We start from the raw sequence: 17,048 nt of genomic DNA, 5'->3' as shown, positions 1-17,048 counted from the left end.
TTATATAGGGGCCATGTCCGATGATGACTGGGAAGTGCCCGAGGCCTTCCGCCCCGAGCCCAGCGAGTTTTCCTGGCCCCTGGAGCAGCGCCTGCGCTCCGTGGTTTCGCTGCGCTCCCTCATGCCGCCCGACGCGACCTCCGCCGCCACGCTGGGCACGGAGCGCGAAGGCTCGGCCGTGTGGATCGACCATTCGGGATTGCTGCTGACCATCGGCTACCTGATCACCGAGGCGGAAACCATCTGGATCACCGATTCGCAGGGGCGCGTGGTGCAGGGCACGCCGCTCGCCACGGATTTCGAGTCGGGGCTTGGCGTTGTGCAGGCGCTCGGCCCGCTGCCTCCTGATTCGGAGGTGGCCGAGCTGGGCGACAGCGAGACGCTTACGCAGGGCGCGCAATGCGTCCTGGCCGCCTCGGGAGGGGCGGAGCATGCGGTCGCCTGCGCCGTCGCGGCACGACAGCCCTTCGCGGGCCAGTGGGAATACCTGCTGGAGAACGCGATCTTCACCGCCCCCGCCCATCCGCATTGGGGCGGGGCCGGATTGTTCGGGCCGGATGGGCGCCTCGTCGGCGTCGGTTCCCTGATCCTGCAGCAGGGCGGCGGACGCAACCGCGTGGACCTGAACATGGTCGTGCCCGTCGCGCCGCTCCTGCCCGTGCTGGAAACCATGCGGCACACCGGCGTGACCGGACGCCCCGTGCGGCCCTGGCTCGGCCTGTACGCGACGGAGGAGGACGACCAAGTGGGCGTCGGCTCCCTCGCCAAGGGCGGGCCGGCGGAACAGGCGGGGGTGCAGCCCGATGACCGCATCCTCGCCGTCGAGGGGCGCGAGGTGAACGATCTCGCCTCGCTCTGGACTGCGGTTCGGCAGGCCGGATCGGCGGGGGCGAAGGTGCGCCTGTCCCTGGCGCGGGGGACGGAGCGGCTGGACATCACCGTCACCAGCGGCGACCGCTCGCGCCACCTGAAGGCGCCGCGCCTGCACTGAGGCGCGGCGTCAGAAGCAGACCGGATCGAGGGCGGTGCCACTCGTGCCGTGCGTGCGGTAGCCGGGCCGGCGCAGCACGGCGGCGAGAAGCAGGGCGAGGCGGGTCACGCGATCCTCCGCAGATCGCGCACGTGCCTTTCCGGCTCAGCGTGGAACGCGAAAGCGGGCTCACGGCGCTGCCTGCCGTCGTCGTCGTCGGTCGGATGCTTGCGCGCATCGGAAACTCGCGGCGACGTTCCGTCGTTCGCAGGGGTGAAACGAGGACACCCATGCTTTCCCGCGCATTCACCATCGCCAAGGACACGGTGACCGGCTTCCTCGCCGATGACTGCCTCACGCGTGGGGCGGGGATCGCGTATTTCACGCTCTTCTCGCTCGGCCCCCTGCTCTACATCGCCACCGGCATCGCCGGAATGATCTTCGGCGAGGAGCAGGTGCAGCGCGCCCTCGCCTCGCAGATGCAGGACATGCTGGGCCAGGACGCCGCCGGCACGGTGGAGCAGATGGCCGACAACGCGCTGGGCGACGCGCGCGGCGGATGGGCGCTGCTGATCGGCGTCGTCACCTTGCTGCTCACCGCGTCGGGCGCCTTCGGTGCGCTGCAGGGCGCGCTGAACGCCATCTGGAAGACTCAGGCGCCCGATGCCGACACGGTGACGGAAACGATCACCGCCTTCGTGCGCGCCAAGGCAGCGGCGATGGGCCTCGTCGCCACGACGGCCTTCCTGCTGCTCGTCTCGCTTGCCGCTTCCGCCGCGCTCTCGGCCTTCGGCGATTGGGTGGGCTCGCACATCCCCTGGCTGGAGCCGGTGCTGTGGGTGGCGAACCTCGTCCTGTCGCTCGCCGTGATCACCGGGCTCTTCGCCGCGATCTACAAGGTGCTGCCCGACCGTTCCCTGCATTGGCACGACGTGCTGGTGGGCGCCTTCGTCACCGCGGTGTTCTTCACCGCCGGCAAGACGCTGATCGGCCTGTATATCGGCGCATCCGGCGCGGCGCAGGGCTACGGCGCCGCCGGCACGCTCGTTGTGGTGCTGCTCTGGATCTACTACTCGGCACTGATCTTCCTGCTCGGCGCGGAGTTCACGCGAGCCTATTCCGGCAAGGAGGAAGCACGGCCCGAGGCGGCCCGCGCACGCCAGGAGGCGGAGCACGCGCCGCCACCGCCCCCGCGCCCCGAACCCCTCGAGGCCGGTAGCCTCGTCAAGACGGCGGCGGCCGCTGGCGCGCTCGCGCTCCTGCGCCGCTTCGTTGCCCGCAGCCCCGCGAGAAAGGAGACCTGATCACATGAGCGGAGTTGGACTGATCGGTGCGATCATCATCGGCCTGTTGGCCGGCTGGATCGCCGAGAAGATCATGAACCGCAGCCATGGCCTGCTAACGAACCTGATCGTTGGCCTGGTCGGTGCCTTGCTGGGTGGTTTCCTGGCAGGAATGCTCGGGCTTGCCTACGACGGCTGGCTCCCGAGCCTCATCATTTCCACCATCGGCGCTGTCTTGCTGCTCGCCATCGTTGGCGCGTTGCGGCGTCGGGCTTGATAGAAGGAGGTATTGAAATGATCGCCAACAAGCTTCGCATGGCTGCCCTCGGCGTCCTGGCCCTCGGCGCGACGGCCTGCAGCAACCCCTATGACCCAACCCAGCGCGCGGTCGGCGGCGGCCTGATCGGCGCCGGCGGCGGGGCGGCCATCGGCGGCCTCGCGGGTGGCGGCACCGGTGCCGCGATCGGCGCGGTGGCGGGCGGCCTCGGCGGCGCCGCGATCGGTGCGGCCAGCACCCCGACGCCGCCGCCCAGCTACGGCTATGGCCGCGGCTATCGCCGCTACTGAGCGGAAGGGTTTCCGGAAAGGGGCCGGCTCGCGCCGGCCCCTTTTTGCTGCGCTACATCCCGGCGGCGAGGCCGATCCGCACCAGTTCGGGCAGGGAGCGGGCGTTGAGCTTGTCCATCAGGTTCGCGCGGTGCACCTCCACCGTGCGGGGCGAGATGCCGAGCTTGTGCGCGACCACCTTGTTCGCCATCCCCTGCACGAGACATTCCAGCACCTCCTTCTCGCGCGGGGACAGCGCGGTGACCTGGGCCGTGGCGCGCGTTTCCGCGGAGCGGCGGCGAGTCGCCTCGTCCCCGGCAGCAAGCGCCGCCTTCACCGCTTCCAGCAGTCGCTCCTCCGTGTAGGGCTTCTCCAGGAAGTCGATGGCGCCCACGCGCATCGCCCGGACGGCGAGCGGCACGTCGGCATGGCCCGTCACGACGATCGCGGGATGGGTGATGCCGCGCTTGCTCAGCTCCTCCATCAGCGACAGCCCATCCATCCCGGGCATCCGCACGTCAAGGATCAGGCAGCCGGGCGCGAGCCCCGTGCCGCGCGACGCGGCACCCAGCAGCGCCGCGGCATCCGCGTAGGTCTCGACATTGTAGTCGGCAGCCATGAGCAGCATCGCCAGGGAGCGGCGCACCGCCTCCTCGTCATCCACAACGTGCAGAACCGGTTCCATCGTCCCCACCTTGCATGGCAGATCATATGAACACTCGTTTGGCGCGAGGCTCAAGTCACTTCCGCCAGTGAAACGCGCATGATCGTCCCGCCCCCATCCGCGGGCAGCGCTTCCAGCCGCCCGTGATGCGCCTCGACGATGGCCCGGCAAATGGACAGGCCGATACCCATCCCGTCCGCCTTGGTGGATTGGAACGGCTCGAAGAGGCGCTCCATCACCTCGGGCGAGATGCCGGGGCCGTTATCCTCCACCTCCAGCCGCACCTCTCCCTCGGCGCGCGACAGGCGAAGGATGACGCGGGGCTCCGGCTCGCCCTCCGTCGCTTCCAGTGCGTTGCGGAGCAGGTTCACCGTCACCTGCTGCAGCTGGACCGGGTCGCCCATGACGGTGTGGTTGCGCCCGTCCATCACCACGGGCACCGGCGCCGAGCCGGGTCCACGCGCGGCGCGGGCAAGGGTGACGGATTCCAGCGCCATCCCGCTCATGTCCACCCTTCTCCGCTCCGTCTCGCCGCGCCCGATGAAGTCGCGCAGGCGCTGGATGATGGCGCCGGCACGGATCACCTGATCGGCCGCCTCGCCCATCGCCTCGCGCGCCATCTGCAGGCGGGCCGGGTCCGGCGCATTCCCGTCGGCGAGGCGGCGCGCGGCGCGAAGGTAGTTGCTGGCCGCGGTGAGGGGCTGGTTCAGTTCATGCGCGAGGCCGACGCTCATCGCCGCCATGCTGTCGGCGCGCGCGATGCGCCGCATCGCCGCCTCCGCATTCGCCAGCCGCCGCTCCGTCGCCTTGCGCTCCGTCACGTCGCGCGCGACGCCGATCAGCCCCGCCATCTCGCCGCTGCTGTCGCGCCAGGGCGCCTTCACCGACATGAACCAGGTCTCGACCCCGTCGAGGCGCTCGATCCGCTCCTCCTGCTCACGCGCCAGGTCGGCATCCATGACCAGCCGGTCCACGCGCGACATCTCGGCCGCGACGGCAGGCGCGAACAAGTCGGCGTCGGAGCTGCCGATCACCTCCTCGATCGGCCGGCCGATCATCGCCGCGCCCGCCTCGTTGATCAGCACGTAGCGCAGCGCCAGATCCTTCACGAAGACGGAATCGGGCATGCTGTGCATCACGGAGGACAGGAGGCGACGGTCATCCTCCGCGTCTCGTGCCAATTGCAGGTTAGCCGCGGCGGCACGATCGGCGTTCGCAGCCTCTCGCCGTAGCGCCTCCTGCATGGAGCGCACCGCGTCCTCCAGCTCCTCGAATTCCTGCACCCGAGCGCCGCTACGCTCCCACTCTTCCCCCGCTGCAAGCCGCGCGAGGGGCCGGGCCAAGCGGCGCGCCTGCCAGCTGACGATCAGGAACCCGACCAGCAGGAGGAGCCCGGCCGTCACCAGCAACCGCAGCGCGGGTTCGCGCCACGAGGCGACGAAGCGCGCCTCCACCTCCGCGGCCCCCACGATCCAGCCGCCACCCTCCGTGTGGTTGAAGGCAACGACGACGGTGCCAGCAGGGCCGGGCACGCGCGCGATCCGGTCGCCCTGCGCGGCAATGACGCCCATCGCAGCCGCATCCAGCAGCGGCTCCGCTGAGGTGGCGGCGATCTGACGCATGGCGCTGTCGAGCACGAAGAGCGTGAGACCCGGGCTGGCCTTCTGCTGTTCCTCCAGAAGCTGCACGAGGCGCAACATGTCGAGCGGCGCGGAAAGGGCCCCGATGGCCCGTCCTTCTCGCAGGATCGGAACGGCGACCGACACGGTCTCCCGTCCTTGCCCTAGGGGTGCGATGGCCGGGCGCCCCGTCGCCATGGCCTGCCTCGCCGGCTCGTCCGGCGGCGCGGGCGGCATCGCGGCGTTGGCGGGGTACCGCGTGTCGAGGAGCTGTCGGCCGGGTTCCTCGTCATGCAGCACGACCCAGGTGCCCAGCAGTTCGGCTGCCAGGGCCGCACGGGGGTGGAAGTCTTGCAGGTCCGTGCGCGGATCGTCGAGCTGTGGCGAGCCTGCGAGGGTCAAGAGGACGAGCACCGCGCCCTCCAGCTCCCGCTCGACCACGTGACGCGCCGCGCCCGCAGCGACGTGCAGCCGCTCCTGCTGACTGGCGCGCAGCCGCCCCGCGAGCTCGATGACGGTGAAGCCTCCAAGCGTCAGCATGGGCAGCGACGCCACAAGCATGACTGCGAGTAGATGTTGCCGGAGGCTTCGGGTTTTCTGAGTTTCAGACGCGGCCATATTCAACAATTCTGCCCCATTCCGCGCGTCTTAAGTAATCCCCCCGAATGTCAGGCTTTGGCGAACGCACCAAAATAGACGCATGGCGAGCAAGCGTGGCGAGAAGGACAGGAACGTGACGGGCACTCCCGCGCAGCCTGCCCGCGCGGCAGCGCGGCCCGACCCCGCGGAAGCGCCGCCGGCCAAGCCCGCCACCGCTTCGGCGAAGCGCCTCAGCGTCATCTGGCTGCGCGAATCCCGCCGCAGGACCGAAAAGGGCTGAGGCGTACGGCACCGCTCAACCGCCGGGTGCGATCCGCCCGCGCAGCAGGTTCTCCCACCGCTCCACTTCCGCCGCGACATAGCGCGATGCCTCTTCCGGCGAGTTGGCAAGGATGCGGTCCACGCCGAGCTCGCGGAAGCGCCGCTGCACCGCCTCGCCCGACAGGGCGGCAGCCACGGCGCGGTGCAACGCCGTCTGGACAGGGACGGGCGTGCCGCTGGCGACGAACAGCGCCTGCCAGACATTCATTTCCGCATCGAGCCCGGCCTCGCGCAGCGTCGGGGCGTCCGGCAAGGCGGGGGAACGCGCGGCGCTGGTGACGGCGAAGGCCCGCGCCTGCCCGCCCCGCGCGGTCTGCACGCCGGTCAGCGCCACGTCGAACACCATGGCAATGCGGCCCGCCGCAAGATCCAGCGTGGCCGGCGCGCCGCCGCGATACGGGATCTCGTTCATCTCCACCCCCGCGGCACGGAGAAAGAGAAGCGCCGCCATCTGCAGCGTCCCGCCGCCTCCGGTGCTGCCGTAATCCCACCGTCCGGGATTCGTGCGCGTCAGGGCGATGAACTCGCGCAGGTCGCGCGCCGGGTGGTTGTTCGCCACCAGCATCACCATCGGCATCTCGCTGAGCACCGTTAGCGGCGTCAGCGCCCGGGTCACGTCGATCGGCGCGTTGGGCACGACGAGGCGCAGGACGGAATGGCTGGTGTTGTTGATCAGGATCGTGTGCCCGTCCGCCGGGGCGCGGGCCACGGCCTCGCTCGCCACCAGCCCCGCGGCGCCCGTCCGGTTCTCCACGACGATGGGCTGGGATAAATGCGGCGACATGGCCTCGGCCAGCACCCGAGCGCCCACGTCAGTGGCGCCGCCCGCGGCGAAGGGCACTACGAGTCGGATCGGGCGGTCCGGGAAGCCTTGCGCCCAGGCTGGCAAGGCAAGGAAGCCGGCCGCGAGGGCGGCCAGGATGCGGCGCATGTCATGTTCCTCCCAGTTTGGGGCAGGCTAACCGGCCGGTCCGGCTTCTGGTAGCGTGAAACCATGAAGAGTGCGCTCATCACCGGCATCACCGGCCAGGACGGGGCCTATCTGGCACGGATGCTGCTCGGCAAGGGCTATCGCGTCCACGGGCTGCTGCGCCGTTCCGCCTCCTCCGACGCGATCGGCGAAAGGCTGCGCTGGCTCGGCATCGAGGCCGATGTCGTGATGCTCGACGCCGACCTGATGGACCTGTCCTCCATCCTGCGCGCGGTCGAGATGTCGCGGCCGGACGAGGTGTACAACCTCGCGGCGCAGAGCTTCGTGAAGACCTCTTGGACGCAGCCCCTCCTCACCGGCCAGGTCACCGGCATGGGCGCGGCGAACATGCTGGAGGCGGTGCGGATCGCCGCGCCGCGCGCGCGATTCTACCAGGCCAGCAGCAGCGAGATGTACGGCAAGATTCAGGCGCCCGTGCAGGATGAGCGCACGCCCTTCTATCCGCGCTCCCCCTACGCGGCCGCCAAGGCCTTCGCGCACTGGATGACGGTGAATTACCGGGAAAGCTTCGGCCTGCATGCCTCCTCCGGCATCCTGTTCAACCACGAGAGCCCGCTGCGCGGCATCGAGTTCGTGACGCGCAAGATCACCGACGCGGTGGCCCGCATCCGCCTCGGCCTCGCGGATCATGTCGTGCTGGGCAATCTGGATGCGCGGCGCGACTGGGGCCACGCCGCCGACTACGTGGAGGCGATGTGGCTGATGCTGCAGCAGGAGCATGCGGACGATTACGTCGTCGCCACCGGGCGCTCGACCAGCGTGCGGGAATTCTGCCGCCTCGCCTTCGCCCATGCCGGGCTGGACTGGGAGCGCCACGTGCGCGTGGATGCCGCGCATCTGCGCCCCGCCGAGGTGGACGTGCTGCATGGCGACGCAAGCAAGGCGCGGCGCGCCCTGCGCTGGGCGCCGCGCATCACGCTGGAGGAGATGGTGGCCGAAATGGTGGAGGCCGACCTCGAGCGGCTGGGCGGCAAGGGAAAGCGCCGCGTCGCCTGATCAGGCGTCGGGCAGGGTCCGTTCACCCTCGCCGAGGGCGCGCTGCATCGTCACCACGTCCACCCACTGGCCGAATTTCAGCCCGACCGCTTTCATCGTCCCCACCTGCCGGAAGCCGAGCGAGGAGTGGAGGCCGATGGAGCCGGCATTGCCGCTGTCGCCGATCACCGCCAGCATCTGCCGGAAGCCCTGCGCCGTGGCGCGCTCCAGCAGCGCCTGCACCAGCGCCTTGCCCACCCCCATGCCGCGCACGTCGTCGCGCACGTAGATGCTGTCCTCCGCCGTGAAGCGATAGGCGCTGCGGTCGCGGAACTGGGAGTAGTAGCCATAGCCGGTGACCTGCCCGTCCTGCTCCGCCACCAGCCACGCCCAGCCCGCCCCCTGCACCTTGGCGAGGCGTGCTGCCACCTCGGCCTCGTCGGGCGGCTCCTCCTCGAAGGTGCCGGTGCCGGTCTGAACGTGGTGCGCATAGATGGCGGTGATGGCCGGGAGGTCCCCTGGCCGCGCGTCACGAATGATCATTCCCCGATCCCAAGCTCGGCCGCCAGTCGCTCGGCCAGTTCCAGCAGCGCCCGGTCATGCCCCGGCGCCGCCGCCAGGGACAGTCCCACCGGCGCCCCTTCCACCTGCGCGGCGGGCAGCGTCACCTCGCACAGCCCGGCCAGCCCCGCATAGGCGGTCACGCCCATGGTCCGCTCCCGCACCGCATCCTGCTGGGCCAGGGTGACGCCCAACAGGGGGGCAGGGCCGGGCGAGGTCGGAAACGCCAGCACCGCGCCGCCTTGCAGCAGGGCGCGCATGGAGGCGGCGAAGCGCCGGCGGTGCAGCCGCCCGGCCGCGGCCTTTTCGGGGTCGGTGGCCTTGGCGGCGGCGAAGCGCTCGGCAACCCCGGGGCCGAAGCGCGGCTGCGTTTCCTCGATCCAGGCGCCATGCGTGACCCAGGCCTCCTGCGCCTGGACGGTGCGTGCCGCCTCGAAGGCGCGGCGCAGCCCGTTCGGCCCGGTCTCGGCACGGATCGCCTCACCGAGGCCCAGCACCCGCTCCACCGCTTCCAGCGCCGGGGTCAGCGCGGCGGCAGTCGCCGGCTCCGCGTTCATCCAGGCGGATTGGACCTTGATCGCCGGCCCCAGCCGGCGGGGGGTGGAGGGCGCGTCCTCCGGCAGCAGCGCCTCCCCCACCCGGCGCAGCACGGAGGCGGAGCGGGCGAACCAGCCGCAGGTATCGAAGGACGGAGCCAGCGCCATCGTCCCGGCGAGGCTTACCGCGCCCCAGCTCGGCCGGATGCCGAAGACCCCGCAATAGGAGGCCGGGATGCGGACCGAGCCCGCCGTGTCGGTGCCCAGCGCAAAATCGACGAGTCCCCCCGCCACGGCAGAGGCCGAGCCGCAGGAGGAGCCGCCGGGAAAACGGCCGGGCGCCGCGGGATTGAGCGGCGTACCGTGCCAGACATTCTCGCCGGTCAGCCCGTAGGCCAGCTCCACCGTCCGGGTCTTGCCGGCGAGGCGCGCGCCGGCCTCCAGCAGCGCCATCACGACGGGGGCGGTTGCGACGGCGCCGGGGTGGGTCCGCTCCCAGTCCGGGTTGCCGCCGCTCGTGGGCCAGCCGGCGATGTCGAACAGGTCCTTCGCGGCGAAGTCGAGCCCGTTCAGCACGCCGAGCCCGGCGGGTCCCAGGACGGCGCGCGGCCCGGGGATGAAGGCCTGAACGGTGTCCTCGGGAGGCATTGCGTGAATCCTGCGGGGGAGAAGGGCCTCGGTCAGTCTATGTCTTCCCCCCGCAGGCGGCGCAAGTCAGCGGGCGCGAAGCAGTTCCGGCACGCGCAGCAGCACCAGCTCGTTGTCGTCCACCCGCGAAAGGTGGCGGCCGGCGCTGAAGGGCAGGTTGTTGTCGTTGCCGACGATGATGTGATCCGCATCCACCATCGCGACATTCTCGATGGTGAAGAAGGGGAAGCCCAGCACCGTCTCGCTGGCGCTGGGGGCGCGGTCGCCGCGCTGGCGCGCGATGCGCTCGGGGTCGCGGATCGCCATCAGGTCCACATGGCCGATCTTGCGGACGAAGCCCTCCGCATCCGTGCTGCCCATGTCCACCAGCGTGATCCGCTTCAGCCGCGCCGGGTTGGCGAAGCAGGGGCGCTCATGCGTGGATTCCACGCCCGCGGCGCAGGCCAGAGAAGGGTCGCCCTCGCCATTGTCGCGCTCGATCACGAGGGCCCGGCGCTCGTCGATGAAGTTGAAGTCGCCGATCGCCGTCGCGCCCTCCGCAAGGCGGAACCGTGCGGTGCGGCCCGTCCACTCCATGCGGCCCACATCGAATTCCAGCACGCGCAGGAAGGCGCCCTCCGGACGGTTCTCCCCGGCGGCGAAGAGCGGCTGCTCAAGCATCGCCCAGGCGGTGCGGCCATCGGGCGTCAGGGCGAGGCCCTCGTAGCCGCCCGAGCGGCGGGCGCGGAACGGAATGGCCGCACCGGGCTGGGCCGGGATGGACAGGGCGTGGTGGTCCGGCGAGCGCAGAACCTCGCCATCCAGCCGCGTCTCGACGACACGCAGCAGGCGGCCCTCGCCGTCGAAATGCAGCAGGTAGGGGCCGAATTCCTCGCCGACGAAGAAGGTGCCGTCCGGCAGGGGCTGCAGGCTCTCGGGGTCGAAATCGGCGCCGGTCAGGTAGCGGCTGGAGGTCGCCTCCGTCGCTACGGGAAAGGGCGCGACGCGGTTCGGGTCGGACAGGAAGATCGTGCGCTCCACCGCCACGCCGCCGGCCTGGAAGTCGGGGCGGACGCGATGGATCATCAGCATCGCGTCGGGGGAGTTGCGACGGTTGCCGAAGCCGTTGTCGCCCGTCACCCAGTAGGCGCCGTCACCCGCCGGCTTGATGCCGGAGAAGCCCTGGAGCGGCTGGCCCCGGAAGGGCAGCGACAGCCCGGTCGCGCGCGCGCCATAGCCCGGCAGGCTCACGGAGGGGACGCTGCCCGCCGCCTCGTTCCGCGCCGCGCCGGTGAAGCGGCCGGACAGGTGGAAATATTCTGGCGCGTCGGCGGGGGGCGGCAGGAAGGTCGCGCCCGGCAGGACGGCCTGCCCGGCCAGCGTCGCCTCGAAGCGCTGGTCGGCCAGGACAGGCAGCGAAAGGGCAAGGCTCGCCACGGTGGCGAGGAGGATTCGGCGCATCAACTTCTCCCGGTTCGTTGAAAACCGGGCGTCGCCTATCGCCTCCCTGTTGCAGCGCCGTGACGCCGCCGTGTCAGCGCGGTCAAACCTGCCGCAGCGAGGCCCTCGGGCGCCCGTCGGAATCCCAGTTCGCGTCGTCCAACCAGGCCTCGATGGCCGCGCGGCGCAACGGCCACTCCTCCTCCAGGATGGAGAACCAAGCGGTGTCGCGGCGCCGCCCCTTCACCTGAAGATGCGCGCGCAGCGTCCCTTCATAGGTGAAGCCCAGCCGCGCGGCGGCCCGGCGCGAGGGGGCGTTCAGCGCGTTGCATTTCCAGGTGAGGCGCCGGTAGCCGAGATCGTCCATGGCGTGGCGCATCAGCAGGAACATCGCCTCCGTCGCCGCGCGGGTGCGCTGCATGCGCGGCGAGAACCAGATATGGCCCAGCTCGATATGCGCCTGGGAGGGGTGGATCTCCATCAGGGTCAGCCAGCCATCCACGGTGCCCGTCGCGTGCGGGCGCACCGCCCAGGCCATCGGGTCGTGCTGGGCGGCGAAGGCGGCGACATGGGCGCGCATCGCAGCCGCGTCGGCGAAGGGCCCGTAGCCCAGATAGGCCCAGCCGCCCCCCGAACGATCCGCCTGCGCCGCCTGCCAGAGTTCCGCCGCGTGGCGGACATGCAGCGGTTCCAGCTGGACGGAACGGCCATGATGCGGGATGCGGGCCGGGATGGGACGGGGCGTCGCGTCCACCACCGGCCCCACGGGCGGGTCGGTCGCCGGGTCGGCGGGGGGCTGGTATTCCATGGCGGTAGGTTGCCCCGCTTGCGCGCCGGCGTCACGGGCCGCAAAACCCGGTTGCCATGGACACCGCCTACGACCCGATCGCCGCCGCCCCCCCCGGCTTCTTCGCCGAGGAGGTGCTGTCCGTCCATCACTGGACCGGCAGCCTGTTCTCATTCACCTGCACGCGCGACCCGGCCCTGCGCTTCACCTCGGGCCAGTTCGCGATGATCGGGCTGGTGGTGAACGGCAAGCCGCTGGTGCGGGCCTATTCCATGGTGTCCCCGGCCTGGGAGGAAACGCTGGAGTTCCTGTCCATCAAGGTGCAGGACGGTCCCCTCACCTCCCGCCTCCAGCACATCCAGGTGGGCGAGAAGGTGCTGATCGGCCGCAAGCCTGTGGGCACGCTGATCCCGGACAACCTCCTGCCCGGCCGGAACCTCTGGTTCCTGGCGACGGGCACCGGCATCGCCCCCTTCATGTCGCTGATCCGCGACCCGGAGGTGTACGAGCGCTACGACCGCGTCATCCTGGCGCACACGGTGCGCGAGGTGAAGGAACTGGCCTATCGCGACTACATCATCGGCGCGCTGCGCGACGACGAGCTGCTGGGCGAGTTCGTGCGCGAGAAGCTGGTCTACCTGCCCGCCGTGACGCGCGAGCCCTTCCCGGTGCAGGGCCGCATCACCGCCCGCCTGGAGACGGGCGCTGCGGAGCGCGAGGCGGGCGTCGAGCCCCTCGACCCCTCCAAGGACCGGGTGATGATCTGCGGCAGCGAGGCGATGAACGCCGACTGCAAGGCGCTGCTGGAAGCCCGCGGCTTCGTCGAGGGCAACAACAGCGAGCCGGGCACCTTCGTGGTGGAGAAGGCCTTCGTCACGAAATAGCGCTGCCCCCCTCTCCGCGACGCGGGCGCTTCCTGCCAGAACGGGAAGCGCCGGGAGCACCGGCCAGCGAGGGAGAGGACGATGATCGTCGAGCAGCGCATCTACACCATGCACCCCGGCACGATCGGGAACTACGTGAAGGCCTACGCCGCCGAGGGGCTGGCCATCCAGAAGCCCATCCTGGGCCGTCTCGTCGGCTACTACACTACCGAGTTCGGGCCGCTGAACCAGGTGATCCACATGTGGGCCTATGAATCCTTCGAGGAGCGCGCCGAGCGCCGCGCCAAGCTGTTTCAGCAGCAGAACTGGCTGGACTACCTGGCGAAGGTGCGGCCCTTCATCGCCACCCAGGAAAGCAAGCTGCTGATGCCCGCCGACTTCACGAAGGTTCGCTGGGAGGAGTAGTTGACGCTCGGGGGCGCGGGGACTATCCAGCGCCCCACTGCGGCGGTCGTAGCTCAGGTGGTAGAGCGCCAGGTTGTGGTCTTGGATGTCGCGGGTTCGAGTCCCGTCGATCGCCCCAAAAGCCCCGCCCGAGGTTTTCCTCGGGCGGGGCTTTCGCCTTGAGGGACCTCACACGTCGAGGTTGGCCACTTTCAGCGCGTTGCCGACGATGAACTCGCGCCGCGGCTCCACCACGTCGCCCATCAGGGTCGAGAAGACGCTTTCCGCATCCTCGGCGTCGTCCACGCGCACCTGGAGCAGCGTCCGCACCGCCGGGTCCAGCGTGGTCTTCCAGAGCTGGTCGGGGTTCATCTCGCCCAGGCCCTTGAAGCGCTGGATGGTCAGCCCCTTGCGGCCCTGGGCCAGGAGGCGCTCCAGCGCCGCCAGCGGGCCGTGCAGCGGCGTCTCGCTGGCCTCCAGCGCCAGCTTCGCGCCCACCCCGTAATCGGCCCGCAGCGCGTCCCGCCGCTCGTCCAGCCAGCGTGCCTCGGCGGAGCGCAGGGCGGCGGCGGTCAGGTGGTGGCGCTCCGCCACGCCGCGCACGACGCGGTGCATGTGGATGCCGGCCTCGTCCACCGTCACCTTCCAGCCTCGCTCGGCCGCGGGTGCCATGGCATCCAGCCGCGCCGCAAGGTCGGGCGCACCTTCCAGGGCACGCTGCCCGTCGGGCGTCAGCACCCCGGCCAGCGCCGCCTGCTCGACGATCTCCGTCGGCACCTCGGCGGCGAGGCGGCGGATGCGGGAAGCGACCTGGCGCAGGCGCTCCGCCTCGGCGGCGAGGTCGTCGCCCGAAGCCTCGCGCCCATCGCCCAGGATCAGCCGCGCGCCATGCCCCGCCTTCTCCAGCAGGTAGTCCTCCAGCGCGCGGTCATCCTTCAGGTAGCGCTCCTCCTGCCCGCGCTTGGCGCGGTAGAGCGGCGGCTGCGCGATGAACAGGTGCCCGCGCTCGATCAGCTCGGGCATCTGGCGGAAGAAGAAGGTCAGCAGCAGCGTGCGGATGTGGGAGCCGTCCACGTCCGCGTCCGTCATGATGACGATCTTGTGGTAGCGCAGCTTGTCGGCCGAGAACCCGCCCTTGTTGGGGTCGCCCGGGCCGATGCCCGTGCCCAGCGCCGTGATCAGCGTGCCGATCTCGGCGCTGCTGAGCATCTTGTCGATGCGCGCCCGCTCCACGTTCAGGATCTTGCCCTTCAGCGGCAGGATGGCCTGGTTGGCGCGGTTGCGCCCCTGCTTCGCGGAGCCACCGGCCGAGTCGCCCTCGACGATGAAGATCTCGCTCCTCGTCGGGTCCTTCTCCTGGCAGTCGGCCAGCTTGCCGGGCAGGGTCGAGATGTCGAGCGCGTTCTTGCGCCCCACCTTCTCCCGCGCCAGCTGCGCCGCCTTGCGCGCCACGGCGGACAGCACGACCTGGTCGAGGACGTGCTTCGCCTCCTTGGGATGCGTCTCGAACCAGTGGGACAGCGCGTCGGCGACGGCCATCTGCACCACGGGCTGCACCTCGGAGGAGACGAGCTTGTCCTTGGTCTGGGAGCTGAACTTCGGGTCCGGCACCTTCACCGACAGGACGCAGGTCAGGCCCTCGCGCATGTCGTCGCCGACGAGGTCCACCTTCTCCTTCTTGGCGTAGTCCTCGGCGTATTTCGCCACGACGCGGGTCAGCGCCTGCCGGAATCCGGCCTGGTGCGTGCCGCCGTCGCGCTGCGGGATGTTGTTGGTGAAGCAGAGCATCACCTCGCGCGGGCTGCTCGTCCACCACATCGCCAGCTCGACGCGGATCCCCTCGCCTTCCTTGGCGGTCACGCTGATGGGCGGCTTGAACAGCGGCTCCTTGCCCTTGTCCAGCCACTCCACGAAGGCGCGCAGACCGCCCTCGAAGCAGAACTCCGCCTCCTGCGCCGGGACGTGCCGGTCGTCGCGCAGGGAGATCCGCAGCCCGCTGTTCAGGAAGGCGAGTTCGCGCAACCGCCGCTCCAGCACCGCGAAGTCGTACTCGGTCTTGGTGAAGGTGCCGGCGGAGGGCTTGAAGGTGACTTCCGTGCCGTTGGAGCGGTCGCCCTGCTCGCCCACCACGCGCAGCGGCTCCACCGTGTCGCCGTGCTCGAAGCGGATGAAGTGCTCCTTGCCCTCGCGGCGGATGCGGACCTCCATCCATTCGGACAGGGCGTTCACCACCGCGGCGCCGACGCCGTGCAGGCCGCCCGAGACCTTGTAGGAATTTTGGTTGAACTTGCCGCCGGCATGGAGGCGCGTCAGCACCACCTCGGCCGCGCTCACCCCCTCCTCGTGGTGGATGTCTACCGGAATGCCGCGCCCGTCGTCGCGCACGGTGACGCTGCCATCGCCGTTCAGCACCACGTCCACCCGGCTGGCATAGCCGGCCTGCGCCTCGTCCACCGAGTTGTCGATGATCTCGAAGGCCATGTGGTGCAGGCCCGAGCCGTCATCCGTGTCGCCGATATACATGCCGGGGCGCTTCCGCACCGCCTCCAGGCCGCGCAGGACCTGGATGGACTCGCCGGTATAGGCGTCACCGTTCGGGATGGGGGAGATGTCGCTCATCGAGGAAGGGGGAACCTGCCAAAAAACCAATCCATATATGGCATTGCAGGGGGCGTTACGGCAGGGGGGCCCGTCGGATTTCCCCCGATTCGACAAGGAAATGCTCGATTTCCGTCCCCGCGAAGGCCGAGGCCTCTGTCCCCGTGAGGAAGGCCTGCACAGGCAGGGCGGCGAGCGCCCCGACCAGGGCCCGCCGGCGCCCCGCATCCAGATGTGCCCCCGCCTCGTCCAGCAGCAGGAGGGGGGCGGTGCCGCGCAGCGCCGCCATCAGCCCGGCATGGGCCAGGACGGTGGAAACCAGCAGCGCCTTCTGCTCCCCCGTGGAGCACAGGGAGGCGGGCAGGTCCTTCTCCGCGTGGGTGAAGAGCAGGTCGGCGCGGTGCGGGCCTGTGAGGGTGGCCCCCGCCGCCGCGTCGCGCCGCCGCCCGTCGCGCAAGCCCTCCCGCAGCGCCTCCTCGGCCTCCAGCGCGGGCATGGTGTCCAGCAGGGTGGCCGCCGGGCATTCCAGGGCGAGGCGCGCGGCCGGGAAGGCCCCGGCCACCCCACCTTCCAACGCCTGGCCCAGCCGCCCCACCAGCGCCCGCCGCGCCGCGGCGATGGCGGTGCCGTGCCGGGCCAGCGCCTCCTCCAGCCCGCCCAGCCAAGCCGGGTCGGCCCCGCCTTCGGCGAGGAGGCGGTTGCGATGGGCCATGGCGCGCTCATAGGCACCGACCTCGCGCGCGTGGCGCGGCTCGAAGGCCAGGACGAGGCGGTCCAGGAAGCGGCGCCGCGCGCTGGCCGGGTCGCCGAACAGCCGGTCCTGCTGCGGCGTCAGCCAGACCATGGCGAGGCGTTCCGCCAGCTCGGCCTGGGTCGGAAGCTTCTCGCCATCCAGCCGGAAGGCACGGCGCTCCGCCGTGGCCTCGTCCAGCGCGCCGGTGCCGACCTCGAACCCGCCGGACCCGTCCTCGAAGCGGCCGGACACGGCCCAGGAGGGGGCGCCGCGCATCGCGACATCGGCCAGCCGCGCGCCCCGCAGCCCCCGCCCCGGGGCGAGCAGGCTGATCGCCTCCAGGAGGTTGGTCTTGCCGGCGCCGTTCGGCCCGGTGAGCAGCACGAGGCGTCCGCCCAGCCGGAACTCCGCCGCGAGGTAGGAGCGGAACCGGGTCAGCCGCAGCCGGGTGAGGCGGGGAACGGGAAGATCAGCGGAAATGTCCAACCAGACGCCTTTGGCGGCCCGGCGAAGCGTGGCTCCGCCGGGT

The 17,048-nt window shown here is 70.8% G+C and carries 17 protein-coding genes and 1 tRNA gene; 9 read left to right on the top strand and 9 right to left on the bottom strand.

Translation table 11 applies throughout. The features are described 5' to 3' along the window. The first annotated feature begins 13 nt into the window (after window positions 1-13). The 4 genes from OF850_RS12870 (at window position 14) to OF850_RS12855 (ending at window position 2,820) form a co-directional block, all read left to right on the top strand. Window positions 14-991 (top strand): S1C family serine protease, encoded by a 978-nt coding sequence (locus tag OF850_RS12870; protein WP_301590594.1) that lies wholly within the window; start codon window positions 14-16, stop codon window positions 989-991. 269 nt (window positions 992-1,260) lie between these two features. Next, complete coding sequence (locus OF850_RS12865) at window positions 1,261-2,274, top strand: YihY/virulence factor BrkB family protein (RefSeq protein WP_301590593.1); 1,014 nt, start codon at window positions 1,261-1,263, stop codon at window positions 2,272-2,274. 4 nt (window positions 2,275-2,278) lie between these two features. Beyond that, window positions 2,279-2,530: a GlsB/YeaQ/YmgE family stress response membrane protein gene (locus OF850_RS12860; RefSeq protein WP_301590592.1), complete on the top strand. Its 252-nt coding sequence runs from the start codon at window positions 2,279-2,281 to the stop codon at window positions 2,528-2,530. 17 nt (window positions 2,531-2,547) lie between these two features. Further along, a complete protein-coding gene (locus OF850_RS12855; protein ID WP_301590591.1) occupies window positions 2,548-2,820 on the top strand; it encodes a YMGG-like glycine zipper-containing protein in 273 nt (90 codons plus the stop codon). A 52-nt stretch (window positions 2,821-2,872) separates the two neighbouring features. On the opposite strand, the gene OF850_RS12850 is transcribed toward OF850_RS12855, so the two are convergent. Then, complete coding sequence (locus tag OF850_RS12850; RefSeq protein ID WP_301590590.1) at window positions 2,873-3,484, bottom strand: response regulator transcription factor; 612 nt, start codon at window positions 3,482-3,484, stop codon at window positions 2,873-2,875. 50 nt (window positions 3,485-3,534) lie between these two features. After that, window positions 3,535-5,622 carry a PAS domain-containing sensor histidine kinase gene (locus tag OF850_RS12845; RefSeq protein WP_301590589.1) on the bottom strand — a complete coding sequence of 696 codons (2,088 nt, stop codon included), beginning with the start codon at window positions 5,620-5,622 and terminating at the stop codon, window positions 3,535-3,537. A gap of 160 nt (window positions 5,623-5,782) precedes the next feature. Here OF850_RS12845 and OF850_RS12840 point away from each other — a divergent pair, with 160 nt between their 5' ends. Next, window positions 5,783-5,962, top strand: coding sequence for a hypothetical protein (locus tag OF850_RS12840; RefSeq protein ID WP_301590588.1), 180 nt, complete (start codon window positions 5,783-5,785; stop codon window positions 5,960-5,962). 15 nt (window positions 5,963-5,977) lie between these two features. Here the strand turns inward: OF850_RS12840 and OF850_RS12835 are convergent, their stop codons facing one another. After that, window positions 5,978-6,934: a Bug family tripartite tricarboxylate transporter substrate binding protein gene (locus tag OF850_RS12835; protein WP_301590587.1), complete on the bottom strand. Its 957-nt coding sequence runs from the start codon at window positions 6,932-6,934 to the stop codon at window positions 5,978-5,980. A gap of 63 nt (window positions 6,935-6,997) precedes the next feature. Here OF850_RS12835 and OF850_RS12830 point away from each other — a divergent pair, with 63 nt between their 5' ends. Beyond that, entirely contained in the window at window positions 6,998-7,990 is a 993-nt protein-coding gene (locus OF850_RS12830; protein ID WP_301590586.1) for a GDP-mannose 4,6-dehydratase, read from the top strand. On the opposite strand, the gene OF850_RS12825 is transcribed toward OF850_RS12830, so the two are convergent. The 4 genes from OF850_RS12825 to OF850_RS12810 form a co-directional block, all read right to left on the bottom strand. Next, a complete protein-coding gene (locus OF850_RS12825) occupies window positions 7,991-8,512 on the bottom strand; it encodes a GNAT family N-acetyltransferase (protein ID WP_301590585.1) in 522 nt (173 codons plus the stop codon). Beyond that, entirely contained in the window at window positions 8,509-9,714 is a 1,206-nt protein-coding gene (locus OF850_RS12820) for an amidase (protein ID WP_301590584.1), read from the bottom strand. Before OF850_RS12820 ends, OF850_RS12825 begins: the two co-directional genes overlap by 4 nt. A gap of 66 nt (window positions 9,715-9,780) precedes the next feature. Next, window positions 9,781-11,154: an esterase-like activity of phytase family protein gene (locus OF850_RS12815; protein ID WP_301590583.1), complete on the bottom strand. Its 1,374-nt coding sequence runs from the start codon at window positions 11,152-11,154 to the stop codon at window positions 9,781-9,783. Window positions 11,155-11,236: 82 nt separating this feature from the next. Next, a complete protein-coding gene (locus OF850_RS12810; protein WP_301590582.1) occupies window positions 11,237-11,941 on the bottom strand; it encodes a GNAT family N-acetyltransferase in 705 nt (234 codons plus the stop codon). A 56-nt stretch (window positions 11,942-11,997) separates the two neighbouring features. Here OF850_RS12810 and OF850_RS12805 point away from each other — a divergent pair, with 56 nt between their 5' ends. The 3 genes from OF850_RS12805 (at window position 11,998) to OF850_RS12795 (ending at window position 13,327) form a co-directional block, all read left to right on the top strand. Beyond that, entirely contained in the window at window positions 11,998-12,804 is an 807-nt protein-coding gene (locus OF850_RS12805) for a ferredoxin--NADP reductase (RefSeq protein ID WP_301590581.1), read from the top strand. An 81-nt stretch (window positions 12,805-12,885) separates the two neighbouring features. After that, window positions 12,886-13,209, top strand: a complete 324-nt coding sequence (locus OF850_RS12800; protein WP_301590580.1) for an NIPSNAP family protein — start codon at window positions 12,886-12,888, stop codon at window positions 13,207-13,209. A gap of 42 nt (window positions 13,210-13,251) precedes the next feature. Then, window positions 13,252-13,327, top strand: a tRNA-His gene (locus OF850_RS12795). A gap of 50 nt (window positions 13,328-13,377) precedes the next feature. On the opposite strand, the gene gyrB is transcribed toward OF850_RS12795, so the two are convergent. Next, window positions 13,378-15,807, bottom strand: coding sequence for a DNA topoisomerase (ATP-hydrolyzing) subunit B (gene gyrB / locus OF850_RS12790; RefSeq protein WP_301590579.1), 2,430 nt, complete (start codon window positions 15,805-15,807; stop codon window positions 13,378-13,380). 55 nt (window positions 15,808-15,862) lie between these two features. Continuing rightward, window positions 15,863-17,005, bottom strand: a complete 1,143-nt coding sequence (gene recF, locus OF850_RS12785; protein WP_301590578.1) for a DNA replication/repair protein RecF — start codon at window positions 17,003-17,005, stop codon at window positions 15,863-15,865. Window positions 17,006-17,048: the final 43 nt, after the last annotated feature.

It is taken from the genome of Sabulicella glaciei, assembly GCF_026183895.1.
In the GTDB taxonomy this organism is placed as follows: Bacteria; Pseudomonadota; Alphaproteobacteria; order Acetobacterales; family Acetobacteraceae; genus Roseococcus; species Roseococcus glaciei.
This window is presented reverse-complemented; position numbering and strand designations above follow the sequence as displayed.

Coding starts and splice junctions, on each gene's coding strand:
- OF850_RS12870 (WP_301590594.1), top strand. CDS start 14: ATGTCCGATGATGACTGGGAAGTGCCCGAGGCCTTCCGCCCCGAGCCC.
- OF850_RS12865 (WP_301590593.1), top strand. CDS start 1,261: ATGCTTTCCCGCGCATTCACCATCGCCAAGGACACGGTGACCGGCTTC.
- OF850_RS12860 (WP_301590592.1), top strand. CDS start 2,279: ATGAGCGGAGTTGGACTGATCGGTGCGATCATCATCGGCCTGTTGGCC.
- OF850_RS12855 (WP_301590591.1), top strand. CDS start 2,548: ATGATCGCCAACAAGCTTCGCATGGCTGCCCTCGGCGTCCTGGCCCTC.
- OF850_RS12850 (WP_301590590.1), bottom strand. CDS start 3,484: ATGGAACCGGTTCTGCACGTTGTGGATGACGAGGAGGCGGTGCGCCGC.
- OF850_RS12845 (WP_301590589.1), bottom strand. CDS start 5,622: ATGCTGACGCTTGGAGGCTTCACCGTCATCGAGCTCGCGGGGCGGCTG.
- OF850_RS12840 (WP_301590588.1), top strand. CDS start 5,783: ATGGCGAGCAAGCGTGGCGAGAAGGACAGGAACGTGACGGGCACTCCC.
- OF850_RS12835 (WP_301590587.1), bottom strand. CDS start 6,934: ATGCGCCGCATCCTGGCCGCCCTCGCGGCCGGCTTCCTTGCCTTGCCA.
- OF850_RS12830 (WP_301590586.1), top strand. CDS start 6,998: ATGAAGAGTGCGCTCATCACCGGCATCACCGGCCAGGACGGGGCCTAT.
- OF850_RS12825 (WP_301590585.1), bottom strand. CDS start 8,512: ATGATCATTCGTGACGCGCGGCCAGGGGACCTCCCGGCCATCACCGCC.
- OF850_RS12820 (WP_301590584.1), bottom strand. CDS start 9,714: ATGCCTCCCGAGGACACCGTTCAGGCCTTCATCCCCGGGCCGCGCGCC.
- OF850_RS12815 (WP_301590583.1), bottom strand. CDS start 11,154: ATGCGCCGAATCCTCCTCGCCACCGTGGCGAGCCTTGCCCTTTCGCTG.
- OF850_RS12810 (WP_301590582.1), bottom strand. CDS start 11,941: ATGGAATACCAGCCCCCCGCCGACCCGGCGACCGACCCGCCCGTGGGG.
- OF850_RS12805 (WP_301590581.1), top strand. CDS start 11,998: ATGGACACCGCCTACGACCCGATCGCCGCCGCCCCCCCCGGCTTCTTC.
- OF850_RS12800 (WP_301590580.1), top strand. CDS start 12,886: ATGATCGTCGAGCAGCGCATCTACACCATGCACCCCGGCACGATCGGG.
- gyrB (WP_301590579.1), bottom strand. CDS start 15,807: ATGAGCGACATCTCCCCCATCCCGAACGGTGACGCCTATACCGGCGAG.